General features: G+C 68.3%; 21 protein-coding genes. 5 read left to right on the top strand and 16 right to left on the bottom strand.

The window, feature by feature from the left end; genetic code table 11:
- Window positions 1–7 precede the first annotated feature (7 nt).
- The 15 genes from panC to FS388_RS07665 form a co-directional block, all read right to left on the bottom strand.
- A complete protein-coding gene (gene panC, locus FS388_RS07735) occupies window positions 8–922 on the bottom strand; it encodes a pantoate--beta-alanine ligase (protein WP_146340896.1) in 915 nt (304 codons plus the stop codon).
- Window positions 923–1,000: 78 nt separating this feature from the next.
- On the bottom strand, window positions 1,001–1,918 hold the full coding sequence (locus FS388_RS07730) for a Rossmann-like and DUF2520 domain-containing protein (protein ID WP_246836149.1): 918 nt from the start codon (window positions 1,916–1,918) through the stop codon (window positions 1,001–1,003).
- Window positions 1,908–3,569, bottom strand: a complete 1,662-nt coding sequence (locus FS388_RS07725) for a PH domain-containing protein (RefSeq protein ID WP_146340895.1) — start codon at window positions 3,567–3,569, stop codon at window positions 1,908–1,910. Before FS388_RS07725 ends, FS388_RS07730 begins: the two co-directional genes overlap by 11 nt.
- A complete protein-coding gene (locus FS388_RS07720; RefSeq protein WP_146340894.1) occupies window positions 3,569–4,078 on the bottom strand; it encodes a PH domain-containing protein in 510 nt (169 codons plus the stop codon). Before FS388_RS07720 ends, FS388_RS07725 begins: the two co-directional genes overlap by 1 nt.
- The gene (locus FS388_RS07715) at window positions 4,068–4,622 is read right to left on the bottom strand and encodes a DUF3180 family protein (protein WP_146340893.1); all 555 of its coding nucleotides are present in this window, start codon (window positions 4,620–4,622) and stop codon (window positions 4,068–4,070) included. Before FS388_RS07715 ends, FS388_RS07720 begins: the two co-directional genes overlap by 11 nt.
- Window positions 4,619–5,671: a 2-amino-4-hydroxy-6-hydroxymethyldihydropteridine diphosphokinase gene (gene folK, locus FS388_RS07710; RefSeq protein ID WP_146340892.1), complete on the bottom strand. Its 1,053-nt coding sequence runs from the start codon at window positions 5,669–5,671 to the stop codon at window positions 4,619–4,621. Before folK ends, FS388_RS07715 begins: the two co-directional genes overlap by 4 nt.
- A gap of 37 nt (window positions 5,672–5,708) precedes the next feature.
- Window positions 5,709–6,542, bottom strand: coding sequence for a dihydropteroate synthase (folP, locus tag FS388_RS07705; RefSeq protein ID WP_146341925.1), 834 nt, complete (start codon window positions 6,540–6,542; stop codon window positions 5,709–5,711).
- A 2-nt stretch (window positions 6,543–6,544) separates the two neighbouring features.
- Window positions 6,545–7,141, bottom strand: a complete 597-nt coding sequence (folE, locus tag FS388_RS07700) for a GTP cyclohydrolase I FolE (protein ID WP_246836148.1) — start codon at window positions 7,139–7,141, stop codon at window positions 6,545–6,547.
- A complete protein-coding gene (gene ftsH / locus FS388_RS07695; RefSeq protein ID WP_146340891.1) occupies window positions 7,134–9,098 on the bottom strand; it encodes an ATP-dependent zinc metalloprotease FtsH in 1,965 nt (654 codons plus the stop codon). The genes folE and ftsH overlap by 8 nt, the downstream gene beginning before the upstream one ends.
- 104 nt (window positions 9,099–9,202) lie before the next feature.
- Complete coding sequence (locus FS388_RS07690) at window positions 9,203–10,423, bottom strand: MFS transporter (RefSeq protein ID WP_168198654.1); 1,221 nt, start codon at window positions 10,421–10,423, stop codon at window positions 9,203–9,205.
- Window positions 10,424–10,478: 55 nt separating this feature from the next.
- On the bottom strand, window positions 10,479–11,897 hold the full coding sequence (locus tag FS388_RS07685) for a 2-hydroxycarboxylate transporter family protein (protein ID WP_168198653.1): 1,419 nt from the start codon (window positions 11,895–11,897) through the stop codon (window positions 10,479–10,481).
- An 87-nt stretch (window positions 11,898–11,984) separates the two neighbouring features.
- Window positions 11,985–12,629 (bottom strand): GntR family transcriptional regulator, encoded by a 645-nt coding sequence (locus FS388_RS07680; protein ID WP_146340888.1) that lies wholly within the window; start codon window positions 12,627–12,629, stop codon window positions 11,985–11,987.
- Window positions 12,630–12,687: 58 nt separating this feature from the next.
- On the bottom strand, window positions 12,688–13,239 hold the full coding sequence (gene hpt / locus FS388_RS07675; RefSeq protein WP_146340887.1) for a hypoxanthine phosphoribosyltransferase: 552 nt from the start codon (window positions 13,237–13,239) through the stop codon (window positions 12,688–12,690).
- 57 nt (window positions 13,240–13,296) lie between these two features.
- Window positions 13,297–14,316 carry a tRNA lysidine(34) synthetase TilS gene (gene tilS / locus FS388_RS07670; protein ID WP_146340886.1) on the bottom strand — a complete coding sequence of 340 codons (1,020 nt, stop codon included), beginning with the start codon at window positions 14,314–14,316 and terminating at the stop codon, window positions 13,297–13,299.
- A gap of 3 nt (window positions 14,317–14,319) precedes the next feature.
- Window positions 14,320–15,483, bottom strand: coding sequence for a zinc-dependent metalloprotease (locus FS388_RS07665; protein ID WP_146340885.1), 1,164 nt, complete (start codon window positions 15,481–15,483; stop codon window positions 14,320–14,322).
- Between the two features lie 38 nt (window positions 15,484–15,521).
- Between FS388_RS07665 and FS388_RS07660 the strand changes: the two genes are divergently transcribed.
- Entirely contained in the window at window positions 15,522–16,475 is a 954-nt protein-coding gene (locus tag FS388_RS07660) for a 1,4-dihydroxy-2-naphthoyl-CoA synthase (RefSeq protein WP_146340884.1), read from the top strand.
- Window positions 16,476–16,515: 40 nt separating this feature from the next.
- Here FS388_RS07660 and FS388_RS07655 read toward each other — a convergent pair whose 3' ends face one another.
- Window positions 16,516–17,091, bottom strand: coding sequence for a DNA-3-methyladenine glycosylase I (locus FS388_RS07655; RefSeq protein ID WP_146340883.1), 576 nt, complete (start codon window positions 17,089–17,091; stop codon window positions 16,516–16,518).
- A gap of 191 nt (window positions 17,092–17,282) precedes the next feature.
- On the opposite strand from FS388_RS07655, the gene FS388_RS07650 reads away from it, so the two are divergent.
- From FS388_RS07650 to FS388_RS07635, 4 genes are all read left to right on the top strand, one after another.
- Window positions 17,283–18,104 carry a DUF4397 domain-containing protein gene (locus FS388_RS07650; RefSeq protein WP_146340882.1) on the top strand — a complete coding sequence of 274 codons (822 nt, stop codon included), beginning with the start codon at window positions 17,283–17,285 and terminating at the stop codon, window positions 18,102–18,104.
- A gap of 1 nt (window position 18,105) precedes the next feature.
- Complete coding sequence (locus FS388_RS07645) at window positions 18,106–18,801, top strand: class F sortase (protein ID WP_146340881.1); 696 nt, start codon at window positions 18,106–18,108, stop codon at window positions 18,799–18,801.
- Window positions 18,802–18,917: 116 nt separating this feature from the next.
- The gene (locus FS388_RS07640) at window positions 18,918–19,400 is read left to right on the top strand and encodes an RNA polymerase sigma factor (protein WP_146340880.1); all 483 of its coding nucleotides are present in this window, start codon (window positions 18,918–18,920) and stop codon (window positions 19,398–19,400) included.
- On the top strand, window positions 19,393–20,259 hold the full coding sequence (locus FS388_RS07635) for an anti-sigma factor domain-containing protein (RefSeq protein ID WP_146340879.1): 867 nt from the start codon (window positions 19,393–19,395) through the stop codon (window positions 20,257–20,259). Before FS388_RS07640 ends, FS388_RS07635 begins: the two co-directional genes overlap by 8 nt.

The raw sequence follows: 20,259 nt of genomic DNA, 5'->3' as shown, positions 1-20,259 counted from the left end.
CGCCAGCCTAAACCGTGGGTCCTATTCTCATGGTGTCGATGAGACGGACTGGTCCCACCCGTGCGGCGATGAGGGTCAGAGCCTCGTGCCGCAGGGGGGCGACCTCGCTGAGATCCAGCTCCTTGAGCGTGGCGGGGTCGACGACGACGAGGTAGTCCAGGTCTGCTCCCGCGGACCTCACGTGGGCGCTCTGGAGAGGGATGTTCAGCGGCCGCCCTCGGCGAGCATCCTCGGCGAGGGCCCTCAGCGCTCCGCTCAGGCTCAGAGCAGACTGGTAGTGCTCCGGTGTGAGCCGTTGGTTCCGTGAGGAGAGGGCGAGCCCGTTCTCGTCGCGGACGATCGGCACAGCACGGATCTCTGCGGGAAGGTTGAGGTCTGCGGCCAGCCGCCGGATGATGGCGAGCTGCTCGGCGTCCTTCTCCCCGAACCAGGCCTGCAGCACGGTCCGGCGGCCGAGAGGGGCGGCCACGATGCTCAGGAGCTTGGCCACTGCGGTGGCGACACCGTCGAAGTGCCCGGCGCGTGAGGCCCCCTCCCACATGCGTCCCATGTCTCCGACGCTGACGCGCACCTGCGGGTCCGGGGCGTCCGACCCCTCAACCTCGCCCGGGTACATCTCGTCGAGCGAGGGAGCGAAGACGAGGTCCACGCCGTGCTCCTCGAGCAGGACGGCGTCGGCTTCCAGCTGCCGGGGGTAGTGCAGGTAGTCCGAGGCATCGTCGAACTGCAGGGGGTTGACGAAGACGCTGGCCACGGCAATGTCCGCGCTTTCGCGTGCGGCCCTCAGCAGCTCTCCGTGGCCGGAGTGCAGGGCACCCATCGTGGGCACGAAGCCGACGGTGGGCGTCGAGGCTTCGGCGTGCTCGACGGCGGCGGCGAGCGCATCCTGGAGCTCGGGGATGGTCCGGAGAATCTGGGTCACGGCATCCCAGTCTAGGGCGGGGGCGGCAGCCTCGTTCCGCAAGCTCGCCGGGCACGTTCCCTCAGGCGGCGGGGCCGCTCAGGGGTGCTTGAGGGCGTCGAGAATCTCGGCGGCCTGCGTGTGTGTGATCCTCCCGCTCGCGAGTGCTCGCTGGGCTGTGGACGTGGCCAGCTGGGTGTAGGCGGCGAGGATGTCCGGGGGCATGCCCTCGGCGCTGAGCCGTGCGACGTGGAGCCGGACGGTCCCGACGTCGCCGCGGGCCACGGGGCCGGTCAGGGCTGATTCCCCGGAGGCCAGCGCGTTGTCCAGCGAGGCCTGCATCAGCGGGCCCAGAAGCCTCGAGGGCCTCTCCACGCCGACGCCCTCGAGGAGCTGCGCGGCCTGCGCGGTGATGGTGTTCAGATGATTCGACGCATGGGCCAGAGCCGCGTGATACGTCGCCCGGTGCTCGTCGGCGACGACGACCGGCTCCGCACCCATCTCCACCACGAGCGCCTGGGCGACCGGAAGCACATCCTCAGGCGCCGTCACGGCGCACGCCGCAGCGCTCAGGCGCTGCAGGTCCATAGGCGTTCCCGTGAAGGTCATGGCGGGGTGGATGGCCAAGCCGATCGCCCCCGCCTCCTGGGCAGGCATCAGCACCCCTGTGCCGAAGCGTCCCGAGGTGTGGACCACCAGATGCCCGGGCTGGAAGTGCCCGGCCTCGGCAGCGCCGGAGACGACTGACGGGAGCGCATCGTCGGGCACAGCGAGGAGGATCAGCTCGGCGCGGCGCAGAATCTCCGGAACATCCAGAATGGGAGCATCGGGGAGCATCCGCTCCGCCCGCTCTCGCGACGCCGCCGAGACGGCATGGACTCCGACGACGTGGTGCCCCGCAGCCTGCAGCGCGGACCCGGCCACAGCCCCGACCCTGCCCGCTGAGATCACACCGATGCCCAGGCGGCCCTGCCGGGAGGGACCAGGCAGATCTGCGGCGTAGGGATCAATCGACACGGGACTCCTCCTTCTCCGTCTCGATCTTCTCCACCATCCGCTCGAACTCCGCGAGCTCCTCGGACTGCATCCACTGGTTGCGGTCCGATATGCGGCGCGCCACCGCTGCCTGCGAAGCTTCGAACTCGTAGAGGTCCTGCGCGGAGGCCAGGTCCTGATTCTTCGCCAGGCCGAGCACCGGACCCGAGGGAAGGTGAACCCTGACGTCGGCGACGCGTCGTCGCCGGGCCAGGGGACCCTGGCTCAGCTCCAGCGACTGGACCCGCTCATGGGGGATCATGCGCAGCACGCGGGCGGCCCAGCCGTCACGGAGCATGAGCACGCTGGGGGTCGTCACAAAGCCTCGGCGCCGATGGACCAGGGGGTCGAAGATGCGGGCACGTCGGGGCACGGCGGTGAAGCCCAGCTCCTCCCCGGAGCCGGTGATCCCGTGCATGAACAGCTCCTCGGGGTTGTCGACCCGCAGATCCGGGAAGATCTCGGCCGCCACCGCCATCACATCGTCCTTGGTCCCGACGGGCAGCACCTGATTGCGCGCATCGAGGCCGTACCCGGCCACGGTCACATTCATCTGGAACCAGCCGGGCATGCGCCACAGCAGCGGCTGGCGGATGCTCAGACCCTGGACGCGTCCTGGGGGCACCGTCTGAGTGTTGGTGGTGGTCAGTCCGTAGCGCAGCCTCAGGCCGGCATCAGTCATGGTGGCGGTGAAGCCGTAGGCGCTGTTGACCTGGCTCCAGATGGTGAACGCGAAGCCGATGACGATCGGGATCAGGAACGGGAACGCCCCGATGCCTCCGGCGATCACCGCCCAGAGCCCGCCCGGGCTCCCGGTGTCGCCGAACAGGGTCGGGATGAGGGTGATGAACGCGGCAGCAAGGGACGCGAACACGGTGATGAAGACGACGATTCCGACCACCGGCCCCAGCAGGACCGAACCGATGAGGCGTCGGGTGGGCACCTTGGTGATGAACCGTTCCTCGGCTGCCCTGCTCGGCTGCGGCTGCGGCTGCGGCGCGTAGGGACCGTCGGCGTGCACGGCGTGATTCTGAGGCTCGGCCCCATAGGCATCCGGGTCAGGCTGATGTGCGGGCTCCGCCTCGCGTCCGGAGGCACGGTCCATGATCTCGCCGCGCAGCTGCTCCGCCTCCGCCCGTCGCAGGAACGAGAGCGTCACAGCTGTGCCGTCCCCCTCAGCCACCTCGAACTTCAGCTCAGCGAGTCGGGTGAAGCGGGCTAGCAGCGGCTGACGCAGGTCCACGGACTGAACCCGGTCGATCCGCGCCTGCCGGTGCTGCCTGACGAAGACCCCGGACTTCACCATCACATGCTCATCGGTGACCTTGTAGCGGGTGAACCACCAGCCCAGGAACGCACCCCCGAAGATGAGAAGGAAGAGTCCGACGAGCGCTGCCGCCCCGATCAGCGTCGCCGTGGGGTTCTCCTGAACCGTCTCCTGGAGCTCGCCTGAGCGGATCGCCTCCCAGAGTCCCTGCCAGGCCTGCCAGTTGTAGCCCAGAACCAGCACGGGCAGACCGATGAAGATCGCCCACCCCTGGACCACCGGGCTGAGCGGGTGGACCCTGGTCCAGGTCTCGTCGAACCAGGCCTCCCTGCCCTCTGCGGCGGCGGGTTCGGACTGCTCTGTCATCAGAGCCCTGCCAGCCGGGCCTGCCCGCGGGCTGAGAGCTCATCGCGCAGACGTGCTCCCTCTGCTCGGGTGGCCCCCGGTATGGACGCATCGGTGTCGGCGGATGCTGTCTTCAGCTGCACCGTGCAGATGGCGAATCTGCGCATGATCGGCCCGGCCTCAATGTCCACGTACTGGAGCCGGCCGTATGGGACCGCCACGACGCGCTGCCAGAGGATGCCGGTGCGGATCAGCAGGTCGTCCTGCCGCTCGCAGTATCCGATGGCTCGCACTCGACGGGGCACCAGAGCAAGGTCGATCACCGCCCAGATCAGCAGCACGGCGAGCACGAGCCCGAGAAGCCACGCCCAGATGTCCCAGATGCCCAGAAGGGTCAGCGTCAGGGCGGCCGCCGGAACCACCAGCCAGATCAGCCACCCGGCCACCCCGGTGATGAGGCGGACCGTGATGAGCTTCTCGTCCACCCGCGTCCATTCGACCCCTGCCGGGTCGATGGCTTCAGAGTGCATATCCCTCGTTTCCCTCCTCGGTGTTCCTCTCGTCTGCGAGCGTACCGCTCCGGCCCCCGCCTGCGTCAGGGGGGATCCGGCAGAGCCGCTCCACCACGAATCCGACGAGGACCCAGCCGGCGCCCGCCAGCCCGATGACCACCGCGGCGTTGACGTTGGGGGTCCCGAGACCGGCTGCGGGACCCAGGTCAAGGAGCACGCCGCCGTGCCAGCCGGCGACCAGCGCACCGGCGTAGGCGGCAGCCTGGCCGGCCACCGCCACCCGCATGGCCTGCAGCGGATGCAGCCAGCGTTCGGGATGCCGGGGCGCCTCGTTCTTCAGCCGGGCCTGCTCCGCCGCGCGCTCGATGCGACGCTGATCAGCGCGCACTACCAGACCAAGGCTGATGAGGAGCAGCCCGAGGCCCACAAAGGTGACCACGGAGATGATCGGAAGCACCGGCGAGGGCAGGCCCCACGCTGCGGTGAGGTGCAGAGCGAGGAACCCGGCGACCGCGGAGCCTCCGAGGGCCGCCAGCAGCCACAGGGCGCGCATCGGCCTCATGGGTGCGCGGGATCCATGTCTGCACCCGGCACCGACTCGGACTCCGAGGCGTCAGACAGGCGGATCACATCGTCGTGGTCGTGCGCCTCGGCGGCGAGCTCACGCACCGGCCGCCCTTCGAGCAGCGCAACCGGGTCCATCCAGGACCAGGGCAGCAGAACGAACGCCCGCTCCGCGGCGGACGGGTGCGGCACCTGCAGCCGCGGGGAGTCGATCACCGCCCCGGCGTAGGTGACGATGTCCACGTCCAGGGTCCGAGGGCCCCACCGCTGCTCACGGATTCGGTTGTGCTCATCCTCGATGGTCTGGGCCAGGTCCAGCAGGGCATGCGGTGAGAGACGCGTCTCGATCTCCACCACCTGGTTCAGGTAGTCGCGCTGCCGGGCGGGCCCGCCGACGGGCTTGGTCTGGGCCACCGGAGAGCGGCTGAGGACCGCCACGTCGTCGCTCCTCTCCAGGGAGGCGACGGCAGAGGCGAGCGTCAGCGGCGAGTCTCCGACGTTGGAGCCCAGGGCGATCACGCTGCGCACCGGGAAGGCGGCAGGCAGGTCGGGGTCGCGGAGGTGCCGCGTGCTGGCCTCCTCCGCGAGGTCGGCCAGTGATGTGCGCTCGTACGGGGACTCAGCCCTCGGCCCCTCCGCCGGGGAGCCGGCGGACTCAGCGCCCTGTGCCAGAGGAAGGTCTGCTCGGGTCCGAGAGATGGTGACGGAGACATCGTCGAAGTCCTGAGACATGGGGGCCTCAGGCTTGTGCACTGTGAGCGTGACGGCGGCGGCGCGAGGGTCCAGCAGCAGCACACGCTCGGCGCAGACCGCGGCGAGCCGCTCGATGAGCTGGTAGGACTGGCCGGTCACCACTCGCTCCAGATCTGCGGCGACGTCGGCGTAGGAGAGGCTGTCGCGCATGTCGTCGGTGCGTCCGGGGCGGGCCAGCGGAATCTGCACCTCGGCGTCGATGACGAAGAGCTGCGCCGTCTCCCGCTCCGCCTGAAAGACGCCGTGCCGCCCCCGGACCCTCAGGCCCGTCAGCCGAATGATGTCTGCGCCCATGCCACTACTCTCCCCCAGGGCTGAGGGTTGCGCTACCTCAACCCTCAAGTGCGGTGACGGCTTCGGCAGCTCTGACCGCGTCGGCGCTGGGGCCGACAGCGTGGACCCTCACCGCCCAGACCCCGGCGGCGGCCGCGAGGGCCGTGAGGGCAGCTGTGGCATGGTCGCGCTCGGAGGCGGGCCGAGGCTCGCCGTCCTCGTCCTTCAGCAGCTGTCCGAGGAACCCCTTGCGGGAGGCGCCGTAGAGCACCCGGTGCCCCAGCCCGGTCAGCCGGCTGAGGTCTCTGGTGAGGCGCCAGTTCTGCTCATGGGTCTTGGCGAACCCGATTCCCGGGTCCAGGATGATGCGCTCCGGCAGTGTCCCCGCCTCGAGGTAGCGCCGGCGCACCTGATGCAGCTCGTCGATCACGTCTGCGACCACATCGTCGTACTGGGTGCGCTCCTGCATCGTGACGGAGTCGCCCCGGTTGTGGGTGATGACGATCTCGCATCCGCTCTCGGCGACGGCTGCGGGCATGTCGGGGTGTGTGAGCAGGCCCGAGACGTCGTTGATGATCAGGCCGGATGCCTGTGATCCGGCGCACTCGAGGACGGCCCGGGCGGTCTCCGGGTGGCGGGTGTCCACGGACAGCTGTCGAGGGAAGCGCTCCAGCAGCCGCTCGAGCACGGGAAGGATGCGGCTCTGCTCCTCGGCCGGGTCAACGGGCGCAGCTCCGGGCCGGGTCGACTCCCCGCCGAGGTCGAGGATGTCCGCGCCCTGGCGGGTCATCCGCTCCGCCTGGGCCAGCGCCTCGCCGAGCGTGTCGTGCCGGCCGCCGTCGGAGAAGCTGTCGGGGGTGAGGTTGAGGATCCCCATCACCTGGGTGCGCATGCTCACCGGCCTGAGACGATCAGACTCATCGCTTCGCTTCGGGTTGCGGCGTCGCGCAGCTGGCCGCGGACTGCTGAGGTGATGGTCTTCGAGCCGGGCTTCGCCACCCCCCGCATGGACATGCACAGGTGCTCGCCTTCGACGACGACGATCGCGCCGGAGGGCTCCACATGGGTCATCAGGGCGTCGACGATCTGCGCGGAGAGCTGCTCCTGCAGCTGGGGGCGCTTGGCGAAGATCTCCACCAGCCGGCCCAGTTTGGACAGGCCGGTGACCTTGCCGTGCGCGGAGGGGATGTAGCCGATGTGCACCACGCCGTAGAAGGGAAGCAGGTGGTGCTCGCACATGGAGTAGAAGGTGATGTCCTTGACGAGGACGAGCTCCTCGTGGCCGATGTCGAAGCTGGTGGTCAGCAGCTCGGCCGGATCCTGCGTGAGGCCCTTGAACGTCTCGGCGTAGGCCGCGGCGACGCGGCGCGGGGTCTCCCGGAGGCCTTCACGGTCCGGGTCCTCCCCCACGGCCAGCAGGACCTCTCGGATGGCTCGCTCAATGCGAGGCAGGTCGATGCCTTCGGACATCTCGGCTGTGCTTTCAGACATCTCGGCTCTCCGTGGGACGGGCATCCGACTCGGTGCTCTGAGGGGTGCCGTTGACGGTCTCCCCGGCGACCACGATGGGCCGGTCGGGGCTGGACTCCCATATTCTGCGCCTGGGGCGCTTCTTCACATCGTGGAAGATCGCCGCGACCTCCTTGGCTCCCAGCGTTTCGACGCGCAGGAGCTCTTCGGCCAGGCGGTCGAGGACGTGCCGGTTCTCGGTCAGCGCCCAGTAGGCCTCGTCATGGGCTTCGTCGATGATGCCGCGCACCTCAGAGTCGACCGTGGCGGCGAGATTCTCGGAGTACTCCTTGCCGGTCGTCATCTCTTTGCCCAGGAAGGGGCTGCTGTCGCCCGAGCCCAGCTTGACCGAGCCGACCTTCGCGGACATTCCGAAGTCGGTGACCATCTTGCGCGCGGTGTCGGTGGCCTTCTCGATGTCATTGGCGGCGCCCGTGGAGGGGTCATGGAAGACGATCTCCTCGGCCACGCGGCCGCCCATGGCGTAGGCGATCTGATCCAGCAGCTCGTTGCGGGTGGTGGAGTACTTGTCGTCCTCCGGGATGACCATCGTGTAGCCGAGGGCGCGGCCGCGCGGCAGGATGGTGATCTTGGTGACGGGAGCTGAGTAGTTCAGCGCCGCGGCCACGAGGGCGTGTCCGCCTTCGTGGTAGGCGGTGACTCGCCGCTCGTGATCCTTCATGAGGCGGGTGCGCTTCTGCGGACCGGCCATCACACGGTCGATGGCCTCGTCCACGGCGCGGTCGTCGATGAGGTCCGCGTTGGAGCGGGCGGTGAGGAGAGCGGCCTCGTTCAGGACGTTGGCGAGGTCCGCACCGGTGAATCCCGGGGTCTTGCGGGCCACGGAGGCCAGGTCCAGGCCCTCCACCATGGGCTTGCCCTTGGAGTGGACTTCTAGGATGGCTCTGCGGCCGGAGAAGTCTGGGGCCTCGACGGGGATCTGCCGGTCGAAGCGTCCGGGCCTCAGCAGCGCGGGATCCAGTACGTCGGGCCTGTTGGTGGCTGCGATGACGATGATGTTGGTGCTGGCGTCGAACCCGTCCATCTCCACCAGCAGCTGGTTCAGGGTCTGTTCGCGCTCATCGTTGCCGCCGCCCACGCCGGCGCCGCGCTGGCGCCCCACGGCGTCGATCTCGTCGACGAAGATGATGGCGGGCGAATTCTCCTTGGCCTGCTTGAAGAGGTCGCGGACGCGGGAGGCGCCGACGCCGACGAACATCTCCACGAAGTCGGAGCCGGAGATCGAGTAGAAGGAGCCGCCGGCTTCCCCGGCGACGGCCTTGGCGAGCAGGGTCTTGCCGGTGCCGGGCGGGCCGTAGAGCAGCACGCCCTTGGGAATCTTGGCTCCGAGGCGCTGGAACTTCTCCGGCTCGGAGAGGAACTCCTTGATCTCGTGGAGCTCCTCGACGGCCTCTTCGGAGCCGGCCACGTCGGCGAAGGTCACCTGGGGCATGTCCTTGTCGAACATCTTGGCCTTGGACTTGCCGAACTGCATCATGCGTCCGCCGCCTGCGGACATCCGTGTGATGAGCCAGATGAACAGCAGGGCGATCAGAAGGAAGGGGATCATGAACCCGAGCATGCTCAGCAGCCAGTTCGACTGCTCAGGCTCGTCGGTGTAGCCCTCCAGTCCGGCATCCGCGACGGTCTCAGCCACTGTCTCGGCGCGCGCCTGGGAGAAGTGGAAGTGGACGGCGTCGCCGAGGTCCTCACCGTCGAGCTCGAAGGACTCCGACAGCGTCAGGTCGACCCGGGAGTCCCCGTCGTCGATCCGGGCCTCTTCGACCTCGTCCTCCTGGAGGAGCTCCATGCCGACGTTGGTGTCCACCTGCTCCCCGGAGCCGGAGGACCCGAAGAGCAGAGGCACGACGAGGAGCAGAAGGACCACCGCAGTCACGATCCAGAACAGCGGTCCGGTGAAGATCTTCTTGAAGTTCAATTGCACTCCGTCGTCGGGCCAGGTTCAGATTGACTCTACGGTACTAGCGTCCGCCCCCTGCCGCGGAATGGAGGGCGCTGTCCTCGCCGAGAGCGTAGCGGCCGTCAGCGAAGAGTCACGGCGCGGCCGGCCAGCATGCCCACCCCTGCCAGCAGCGCCGTGGCGACGAGCATGCCGACGATCACCGGCATCCATGATCCGGTGAGGTCGAAGGCGGCCCCTGCCAGCAGGGGTCCGGATCCCGCGCACAGGTAGCCCACGCCCTGAGCCATCCCGGAGAGCTGCCCTGCCTCATGGGTGGTGCTGGCGCGCAGGGTGATCATCGTGAGCGCGAGCAGCAGCATGGTGCCGGTGGAGAATCCGCCCAGCAGGGACCACAGCGGAACCAGCGCGGGCGCAGCAACCAGTCCGATGAGCGAGGCTGCCAGGCTCGTGCAGACGAGGGCGGCGACGAGCCGCTGGTCTCGGGAGCGCTGCAGGACCGGTCCCACCGTCAGGCTGGCCACGATGCCGATGCCCTGCCAGAGCGAGAGCATCCATCCGGCGTAGGCCTCCCCGATCCCCTGGTAGGCGAGCATGGAGGGATACCAGGTCAGCAGCAGGTAGAACAGAGTGGACTGGAGCGCGAAGTAGGCGGTGACCTGCCACGCGACGGCGGAGGTCCACACCGTGGACGAACGGGATGAGCCGCTGACGGGCGAGAGGGGCAGCGCCCCCGTGGCGAGGTCGGGCTCACGAAGACGGACGGCCCACACGCCGGCGGCGATGAGCGCGATGAGCGCACCGGCGCCGAGGGCGAGCTCCCAGCCGCCGAGCCTGGAGATGGGCACCGCTGTGCCGGAGGCGAGCGCGGCGAAGCCTGCCATCGTGGCGGTGTAGAGGCCGGTCATGAATGGCACCCGGGTGGGGAAGTCGCGTTTGACGACGGCTGGCACCAGGACGTTTCCGACGCCTATGGCCGCCGAGAGGATGACGGTGCCGCTGAGCAGCGAGAGCTGCGCGCTGGTGCTCTCATCTCCGGGCAGCGCCCCTGGCGGCAGGGACCTGAGGACGGTGCCGACGGCGAGGAGAAGCAGGGAGGCGAAGATGCTTCGTTCGAGTCCCCACCGGGCGGCGATGCCCGCAACGAAGGGGGAGATGACGCCGAAGCTCAGCACCGGGATGGCGCCGAGCAGGCCCAGCAGCGAGGGGCTGAGGCCGGTGTCCGTCCGTATCTGCTCCAGCAGGGGCCCGACCGCGCTGATGGCGGGGCGAAGGTTGGCGGCGACCACCAGCACGGTGGCCACCAGCAGAACCTGCGGCAGCCCAGACTTTTCTCGACTCACCACGCAGTTCTATCAGCTCCCTCGTCCCGCGGCCGACCGGAGCGGGGCGAGAGGCTCAGCCGATCACGGGAAGGAGCAGGCTGACGACCAGCAGGACGATGGCGCCGCCGATGCGGGAGGACACCTGCAGGAACGGCATCAGTTCGAGGCGGTTCGCTGCGGAGACTACGGCGACGTCTCCGGTGCCGCCCATGTCCGTCATGCCCATGCCGATGGCTATGGAGGTTTCGGCGTAGTACATCTTCACCAGCCAGCCCAGGGCGCCGGAGACGATCACTGCGGTCAGCACTGCCGCCAGGACCAGCACGGGGTAGCGCCAGTCGGAGAGCAGCGCGCCGAGCTCGTCGAACTCGAAGTAGGTGATCGAAATGCCCACCAGCAGCGCCGGGGTCAGGGTTCCTGAGACGAATCCGAACCAGGTGGACACGGCATCCTCGAACGCGGCGGGCATGAGGCCGAAGATCTTGATGGTGGCGGCCAGCAGGATCGTCCACGCGTAGGCGTGCAGGCCGGGGACGAATTCTGCGATGAGGGTGCCCGCCAGGAAGAGGGTCGCAGCGGTGGTGAGGCCGATGGCCAGGACGTTGAACGTTCCGCCGGTGGGCTTGGGCTTCGCCTTGAACTGGTCAGCGCTGCCCTCCACGCGGACAATCTGGCCGTTGCCGTTGAACCCGAGGAAGAACTGCTGCCCCTTGTAGGTCATGCCGTTGAAGACGCCCGCGCAGAAGATGGTCAGAATGTTGGCGATGATCACCGCCGGGATCAGCTGCGCGACGAACGAGCCGGCGTCGCCGCCCAGCTGGTCGGCGTAGATGCCGGACATGGGCACGATGCCCGCACCGACGCCTCCGCCCATGACGGGGGCGGCGACGAACAGCACCGCTTCGCGCATGCCGAAGCCCAGCACCGCGCCCAGAGTTCCGATGAGCACGAAGACCACTGCGATGGTTCCCAGCAGCGGCACGGCGATGCGGGCGCCGGCCTTCAGCAGCAGGGCACGGGGCATGCCGAGGATGGAGCCTGCGATGAGGCTGGCCACATAGAAGTCGATGAAGCCGATCTCACTGCCGTCGGTGAAGATCTCCATGTTCTCCGCAAATGACTCCGGGAACAGCCCGAAGTGCAGCAGGACGGCCGGCGTCAGGATCGCAAGGACGGTGGGAAGCCCGTAGTTGCGAAGCACCGGAACCCGTCCGCCGATCCAGTTCAGCAGCCCGCCCACCAGGATGACGACGGCGAAGCCGGCCAGCATGGTGTTCGGGAGCACGCCCAGCATCGCGCAGGCGGCGATCACGACGAAGAAGATCCCAAACCAGTGGAGCGGCAGGCCCATGATGCGGGTCCAGGACTCAGGCTTGTCGAACTCAGCTGAGGCTGCGGCCGCGGCGGCGTTGACGTCGACGCTCGTCCCTTGGGGGCTGTCGGAAGTGTGGTTGCCGGGCACCGTTGCCCGGTCATGCGATTCGACGCTCACCGTCGCTCCTTCAGGTCTGAATGCAGAGGGTGTTACCCAGGTCACGGTGTGTGACCGGCGATACATTAGCCTGGATTTTATAAAGTATCAAAGCTCGAAGCTGGACATGGCTGAGGCGAACCCATGGCCGATGTGCCGCTCGAGCTCCGCGGAGGCCGTCTCGGCATCACGGGCGGACACTGCATCCGCGATTCTCCGGTGCTCCCCCAGCGAGGCCCGCCCGCCGTCAGGGTCCCGGAAGATCAGCTGGGACGGATAGGGCATGCCCGCCCACAGCTGCTCGATGAATCCGACCAGCAGCTCGTCGCCGCTGAGCCGGTAGAGCCCGAAGTGAAACTGCTCATTCGTCTCAGCCCGCTGCTGGGGAGTGGCTGCCGCCTCAGCATGCCGGATCAGGTCCTCGAGGATGTGCTCCGTCTCATCGTCGGCCCGCTCGGCCGCCAGGCGCACTGCCATCGGCTCAAGCACGCGGCGCAGGCGGTAGATCTGCTCAACCCGTGCAGGGGTGAGGTCTGCGATCCGGGTGCCGACATGCTCGTCGTGGACCGCATACCCCTCGGACACCAGGCGCTTGAGCGCCTCGCGGATGGGCGTCAGGCTCATGCCCTCCATCTGGGCAAGCTTATTGAGGGTGACGCGCTCTCCGGGAGCGAGCTCGCCCGCCTGAATCTTCCTCCGAAGTGAGGCGTACGCTGCAGCCGCCTTGCTCAGCGGTAGGGGGGACTCTGCCACCAGGGCCTCCAGGGGGTCGTAGGCAGCTTCGAGCCTACAGCAGGCTTAGTGAGGCACGTCACTCATACACGTGGGGCGCAAGGATGCCGATGCAGCTGAGGTTGCGGTACTTCTCCGCGAAGTCAAGGCCGTAGCCGACGACGAACTTATTGGGGATGTCGACGCCTACATACTTCACATCGATGTCGACCTTGACCGCCTCAGGCTTGCGAAGCAGCGTGCAGATCTCCACGCTGGCGGGTCCGCGCGACTCCAGGTTGGCCTTCAGCCACGAGAGGGTGAGGCCGGAGTCGATGATGTCCTCGACGATGAGCACGTGCTTGTCCGTGAGGTCCGTGTCGAGGTCCTTGAGGATGCGGACCACCCCGGAGGACTTGGTGCCGGAGCCGTAGGAGCTCACGGCCATCCAGTCCATGGAGAGGTGGCAGGTCAGGGCACGTGCCAGATCGGCCACCACCATCACTGCGCCCTTGAGGACTCCCACCAGAAGCACGTCTTTGCCGGCATAGTCGGCGTCGACCGCCGCCGCCAGCTCTCTGATGCGTTCGTCGATCTGCTCCTTGGTGAGCAGAACCTCTTCAAGATCAGCTGACACGTCATGGCTGTCCATGCGTTGCATGCTCCTTCTCAGCGGAACGGGTGGGCCGGCGTGCACCTTCTGACTGCCTCATCCGGGCGACGGCGGAATGAGGATCAGTTTTCCATACTCCGAGGTTCCCCGTGCACCCCGGTACACCGCAAGCTCACCCTCCAGCTGGACGGGTCCCCGGGACCGCCCGCCGTCGACCAGCCGGTCCACAGCCTGGATCCGCTCGAAGCTGGGCGCCGGCGCACCCGCAGCGACAGCCGCAAGCGCCACGATTCTGCGTCGGATCGCCGGGGGCTGGGCACGCAGGCCGGTGAGGCGCAGCCGAAGCGCACCGGAGGGGTCGGGATCCTCCAGGAGTGTGGGAAAGATCTCCTTCGCCTGCTCCTCCAGATAGGCGGCATCCTCCGCGGCGATGGACGCGGTCCGGGCCAAGGCGTCCTTGATCGTAGGGCTCAGACGCTCCTGCAGGTGGGGCATGATCTCGGTCCGCAGCCGGGAGCGCAGGTAACGCGGGTCGCTGTTCGCAGGATCGGTCCACCAGCTCAGACCGTGGTGGAGGCATATTTCTTCCGTCTCTGCCCGCGAAAGGCCCAGAAGAGGCCGGCGGTAGGGCCCACGGACTGCCGGAATGCCGGCCAGGGATCGGGTGCCGGATCCTCGTGCCAGCCCGAGAAGAACCTGCTCCGCCTGGTCATCCTTGGTGTGGGCGGTGAGCAGCCGGACTGCGCCGAGCTCCTTCATCGCTGACCTGAACGCAGCGTACCGGCCGGTCCGGGCAGCGGCTTCGGGCCCCTGGGTGGACTGCTGGTCAACCGCTGCAGGCACAATGCGCACCGGCTCCAGACCGAGGGCCTTGAGCTGACGCACCGCCTGGCCGGAGATCTCCACACTGCGGGGGTGCAGGTGGTGGTCGACGACGACTGCGCCCACTCGGGTATTCCGGTGCGGGCCGGCGTCCTTGCGATGGTGCCATGCTGCGGCGGCCGCCAGAGCCAGAGAGTCAGCGCCTCCGGAGCACCCGACGAGGTTCAGCTCCCCTTCGGCCAGGGATTCGGCGACGGCCCGGCGAGCGGCATGGAGCGCAGCGGGAGCTGCCACCGCTCAGCCTCCGAACGTGATGGTGCCGGTGTCGGAGAGCTTGGGCAGCCGAAGGCGTTCGACCCATTCCTCGGGCCGGTGGATCTCCTCCTCGGTGGGCAGATGCTCGGGGCTCTGCCACACGGTGTTGAACTGGTCCATACCGACCAGCTCCACGACCCGGGAGACGAAGGACTGGCCGTCCTTGTACTGGGCTGCCTTCTTGTCCAGCTGCAGAAGCCGTCGGATGAGCTTCTGCAGGGCGCTGCGGTGCTTGCTGCGGTCGTTGAACCGCCGCCGGATGGTCTTCACGGAGGGCACGATCTCGGCGTCGACGGCGTCCATGACGACATTGGCATGGCCTTCCAAGAGGCTCATCACCGCGGTCAGCCGGCTGAGAATCTGCTGCTGCTCGGGCGTCTGGATGGCGCTGATCAGCTCATTGCGGCCCGGACGGCCCCCTCTGCGCAGCTCGGAGCGCAGCTGCTTGACCGTCTCGGCGAAGCGCTGGGGCAGGGAGTCGGCGTCCTCCATGGTGGACACGGAGAGTTCGGTGATCTGCCCGCGGAGGTAGTCGGCCATCCATGGGGCTGCTGCGAACTGCACGCGGTGGGTCTGCTCATGCAGACAGACCCATAGGCGGAAGTCGTCCCTGTCCACGTTGAGCTCGTGGGCGATGGCCGCCACGTTGGGAGCGGTGAGCAGCAGGCGCGACTGCTCGAACGGCTCGAACTGTCCCAGCACCTGCGCGGAGAGGTAGCCCAGAATGGCGCCGAGCTCAGCGCCTGCGGCGGAGGCTCCGAGGATCTGGCCGGTGGACGCCTGCCCGTTCAGCAGCTCCGGCTTGTTCCTCACCGCGGCGTGCAGCGCGGGTCCCAGCAGCTGACGGAAGGTTTCGGCGTTCGCGCGGGCCCACCCGGCCCTGTCTACGATCAGGACGTCGCTGAGGTCTTCGCCGAGGCCTTCGGCTGCGGCGATGCCGGTGATGCGGTGCACATGCGGCACAGCATCGGACGCGGCCTGCCGGAGGGCCTGCACCTCTGCCCGTGCGCGGGCGGGCTTCATTCTGGGGCCGGCCGGGATGAGCCGTGCGGCCGTCTTCTCGGCGATGTCCCAGTTGATGAGCAGGTCTGCGGCCTCGTCCTGGGTGATGTCCGGCTGCTGCCCGACGTCCGGCGTTGTCCTCATGGACCCACAGTACTGCGCGGTCAGTAGACTCGTCTGCTGTGACAGACTCTCAGCTTCCAGCCCAGGTCTCCGACGTCTTCGATCCGCACCGGTGGCGGACTGTGGAAGGCTTCGAGTTCACCGACATCACCTACCACCGGCAGGTCGAGCGGGATGCTGAGGGGGCCGTGGTCCGAGATCTCCCGGCGGTGCGGATCGCCTTCGACCGCCCCGAGGTCCGCAACGCCTTTCGGCCGCACACGGTGGACGAGCTGTTCCGGGCGCTGGACCACGCGCGCATGACCTCGGATGTGGGTGCGGTGCTGCTGACCGGCAACGGCCCGTCGGCGAAGGACGGCGGGCACTCGTTCTGCTCCGGCGGCGACCAGCGGATCCGCGGGCGCGACGGCTACCGGTACGCGGAGGGCGACACTGCGGAGACCGTGGATCCGGCGCGCGCCGGCCGCCTTCACATCCTGGAGGTTCAGCGGCTCATCCGCACCATGCCGAAGGTGGTGATCGCGGTGGTCAACGGCTGGGCGGCCGGAGGGGGCCACTCGCTGCATGTGGTGGCTGACCTGACCATTGCCTCCCGGGAGCATGGGAAGTTCAAGCAGACCGACGCGACCGTGGGCTCCTTCGACGCCGGCTACGGGTCCATGCTCCTGGCCCGGCAGGTGGGGCAGAAGAAGGCCCGCGAGATCTTCTTCCTCGCTCGGGAGCATTCTGCGCAGGAGATGGTCGAAGCCGGTGCGGTGAATGAGGCGGTGGATCATGAGCGTCTTGAGGAGACGGCCCTGTCCTATGCGCGTGACATAGCCAAACAGTCTCCGCAGGCTGTCCGGATGCTGAAGTTCGCATTCAACGCCGCCGACGACGGGCTGGCCGGCCAGCAGGTCTTCGCCGGTGAGGCGACCCGCATGGCGTACATGACCGATGAGGCAGTGGAAGGCCGTGACTCGTTCCTGCAGAAGCGCGACGCCGACTGGTCTGCCTTCCCGCACTACTACTAGGCGGCACGCTCGGACGCCAGTGGCCCGGCGGCGGCCCGGCTCAGGGCCGAACGAACTCTGCCCTGGCCCGGTCGACGGCGGGCCAGGTCGCGCAGGCGCGGAGATGATCGTTGAGCAGACCCATGGACTGCATGAACGCGAAGATCGTGGTGGGGCCGAGGAACGTCCATCCCCGGGCTTTGAGCTCCTTGGCCATGGCGACTGACGCGGGCGAGGTCGTCATGGCCTGCGCCTCGCCCAGCTCGTCCGAGCGGGGTTCGTACGACCAGATGAAGGCCGCGAGGCTCCCTTCGTCTTCGACGAGCTCCTCGCAGCGGCGTGCATTGTTGATGATCGCCTCGATCTTGGACCTGTTCCGGACGATGCCCGCATCAGCGAGGAGGCGCGCGACGTCGTCCTCCCCGAACCGCGCGACCGTCTCGACGTGAAAACCTGCGAAGGCTGCTCGAAAATTAACGCGCTTGCTGAGGATGGTTCGCCAGCTCAGGCCCGACTGGAAGCTCTCCAGGCAGAGCTTCTCGAAGAGTCTCCGGTCGTCTGCGACGGGGAAGCCCCATTCGGCGTCGTGGTACTCCCGCAGCTCAGGGGACTGCTCGGCCCAGGCGCAGCGGGTCATCGAGCAGATCGTCGCGGCTTGCGGGGACTCGGAGCCATAGCGACAGGGTACTCAAGGATCATGCCGATATGACCCTGCAGAAGTTTTTTCGGACGACGTGCAACCTTTCTCGTCCCGCGACGGTAGTCCTGATGTGAGCACAACAATGTGACCACAATCACTGCCACCAGGCACTAGCAAAGGACACGGTCATGCGTAAATCATTGCCCCTCGCCGCCACTGCCGCTCTCGGTCTGGCAATCGTCGGAACTGCCGCACCTGCCCACGCAGACGAGCATGAGGACTCTGCCGCACACCTCTCCGTTCTGCACGCCGTCCCCGACCTCCCGGTCGACGTCTATGTGGACGGTGACCTGACCCTCGACGACTTCATGCCCGGCGACCTCGCCGGCCCCCTGGAGCTTCCGGCCGGCGACTACGAAGTCGCCATCACTGCGGCCGACGCCGAGGACGATTCCGACCCCGTCCTGGGCCCGGTGAGCGTCTCCCTGGATGAGGGCATGAACTACACCGCCGCCGCACACCTGGACGCTGACGGCGAGCCGACCGTGACTCCCTTCGTCAACGACACCTCCGACATCGCAGCGGGCGAGGGCCGCCTGACGGTGCGCCACACAGCCGCCGCCCCCGAAGTGGACATCTGGGCCGACGGAGAGGTCGCCGTCGAGGCCCTCGCCAACCCCGATGAGGCGACCCTCGACCTTCCCGCAGGAAGCCTTGAGGCAGCCGTCTCACTCGCCGGTGAGAGCGACCCGGTCCTCGGTCCGCAGGCCCTGGACGTGGCGGAGGGCTCCAACACCATCGTCTACGCCTGGGGCTCAGCCGAGGACGGAACCCTCGATCTGGCCACCCAGGTCGTCGACGGCATGCACTCGGCTCCGGACGGCGTGCCGACCGGCAACGTGCAGGTGCCCGGCCAGCAGTCGCAGCTCGCACTGATCGCAGGTGTGGGACTGCTCGGACTCATGGGAGCCGGCGCCGCCGTGCTGGGCATCCGGCGGGCCCGCGCCTGATATGGGCGCTCGCCGATCCGCCGAGGCTCCGCGGGCAGCCGCAGCGCTCACCGCTGCGCTGCTGGGAGGCAGCCTGCTCGCGGGCTGCTCCGCCGGTGCGGCCGAAGCCGACGGCGAGCGCCTCCCCTCCTCCCCTGCCCCGAAGAGCTCGGTGCAGCCCACGAGCTCTCCGGGGCAGGGGCGAGAGGACCCTTCGGCAGAGGTGCCCGTGCAGTCGGCTTCCCTCGACGGCACGACGACCGCAGCTGCCGCACCTGTTCTGCTGGACTACCCGGACATCGATGCCGATATCCCGGTTCGCCCCTACGGCGTCTCCGCAGACGGGCAGATGGACGTCCCCGACGATGCGGCGGTGGCCGCCTGGTACCAGTTCGGCAAGACGCCGGCCGACGGCGTGGGCACCACCGTGATCGCCGCCCACGCAGGCTCCGAGGAGACCCCGATCGGCCCGCTCTACGCACTGACGGAGGCACGGCCCAGTGACGAGGTCACGGTCACCGACGAGGACGGCGAGGATCACCGCTATGAGGTGTCGGAGGTCCAGCAGCTCGGCAAGGACGGCCTGGACTTCGCGCCCTTCTTCGAACGCACCGGCGACCACCGATTGGTGATGATCACCTGCGGAGGCCAATGGATCGCTGAGGAGAGCAGTTATGCTGACAACGTCATAGTGATCGCCGAGCCCGTGCAGCGGTGACGCGCAGCGAGGTCAGCGCGCACCCCATCGCCGCACAGCTGCGGAAGGGCGACTGAGGAGGCACTCTGAACAGGGAAAGCCTGGGAGCCAGGTTCGCAGCCGGCGACGAGGACGCCATGCGTGAGCTCTTTGCTGCGCACGGGTCACTGATCTTCTCCCTGTGCCTGAGCGCCCTGCGTCACCGTCAGGACGCAGAGGACGCCGCGCAGCAGGTCTTCGTGCGCGCCTGGCGATTCCGGGAGTCCTACGATCCGGCCAAGCCGCCGGGAGCGTGGCTGACAGGGATTGCCCGACGAGTCATCACCGACACGTTCCACGCCCGCCAGCGGAACCAGCGATCAGCCGAAGCCGGCGGCGCCGCTTTTCTCCACGGGGCACCCGACCAGCCGATCGAGACCGTGGTGGACCAGGTGACGGTTCACCAGGCGATCAGTGAATTGGGACCGCCGCAGGATGAGATCCTCCGGATGGCCTACGGGCAGGACCTTCCGGTGCGGACCATCTCCGAGCGGCTGAGCATGCCGGTGGGGACCGTCAAATCGCACATGCACCGCGGGCTGGCCCGACTGCGCAGGACATTGGAGGTGACTCATGACTGACCATCAGCACAGCGAGGAGACCTTCGCCGCCGAGGGCCACCTCACCGACGCCGCGCTCGCCGCCGCAGCCTCCGGGTCCGCCGGCGCCTGGGACGGCCTGGACTACACCGCTGCCGAAGGTCATCTGCAGCGGTGCCCCCTGTGCGCTGGCCAGGTCACAGCCACGCACCGCGTCATCACGGCACTCGCGGTACCCAGCCCGCTGGAGTCTGCGCCCGAGGGCCTCTGGGACCGCATTGCCGAGGAGCTTCAGATCAGCCCCGCCGCTGGTGAGGACGTCGAGTCCGCCAGGGGCGCAGCTGCGGCAGGCGGGCCCCCCGCCGGAGAGTCCACGGCCTCCCGCCATGACCGCTTGGCGACCGTGCATCAGCTGCGGCCACGTCGTTCTGCGGGCGCGCGGTGGATGCCGGTTCTTGCAGCGGCCGCAGCGGGCCTCGTCGTCGGCGGGGCCGCAGTGACGCTGTGGGTCAATGCTGTCGAAGAGGAGGAGCAGCCGCCTGCGGCTGACGCGCCGGCCGTCGTCGGAGGTGCCTCACTGGAGCCTGTGGCGAGCGACGACCTCACCGGTGAGGCACAGATGGTCGACCGCGGAGACGGGGTGCTCGAACTGACGGTGGACCTCAGCGGGACCGCAGATCCAGCCGACGGCTACTTTGAGGTCTGGCTCCGCGACGAGGAGGCCAGCCAGCTGATCTCCCTGGGCGCTGCAACGGCAGAGTCCACCACGCTTCAGGTCCCGGCCGGCATCGACCTTTCGGAGTACCCGATCGTGGACGTCTCGCACGAGCACTTCGACGGCGATCCCAGCCACAGCGGGACAACCCTGGCGGCCGGTCCGATGGAGGGCGCCGACGAGTAG

Source organism: Nesterenkonia sp. NBAIMH1, assembly GCF_007922635.1.
Taxonomy (GTDB): Bacteria; Actinomycetota; Actinomycetes; order Actinomycetales; family Micrococcaceae; genus Nesterenkonia; species Nesterenkonia pannonica.
Note: the sequence above shows the minus strand (reverse complement) of the source record. Positions and strands in the feature narration are given on the sequence as shown.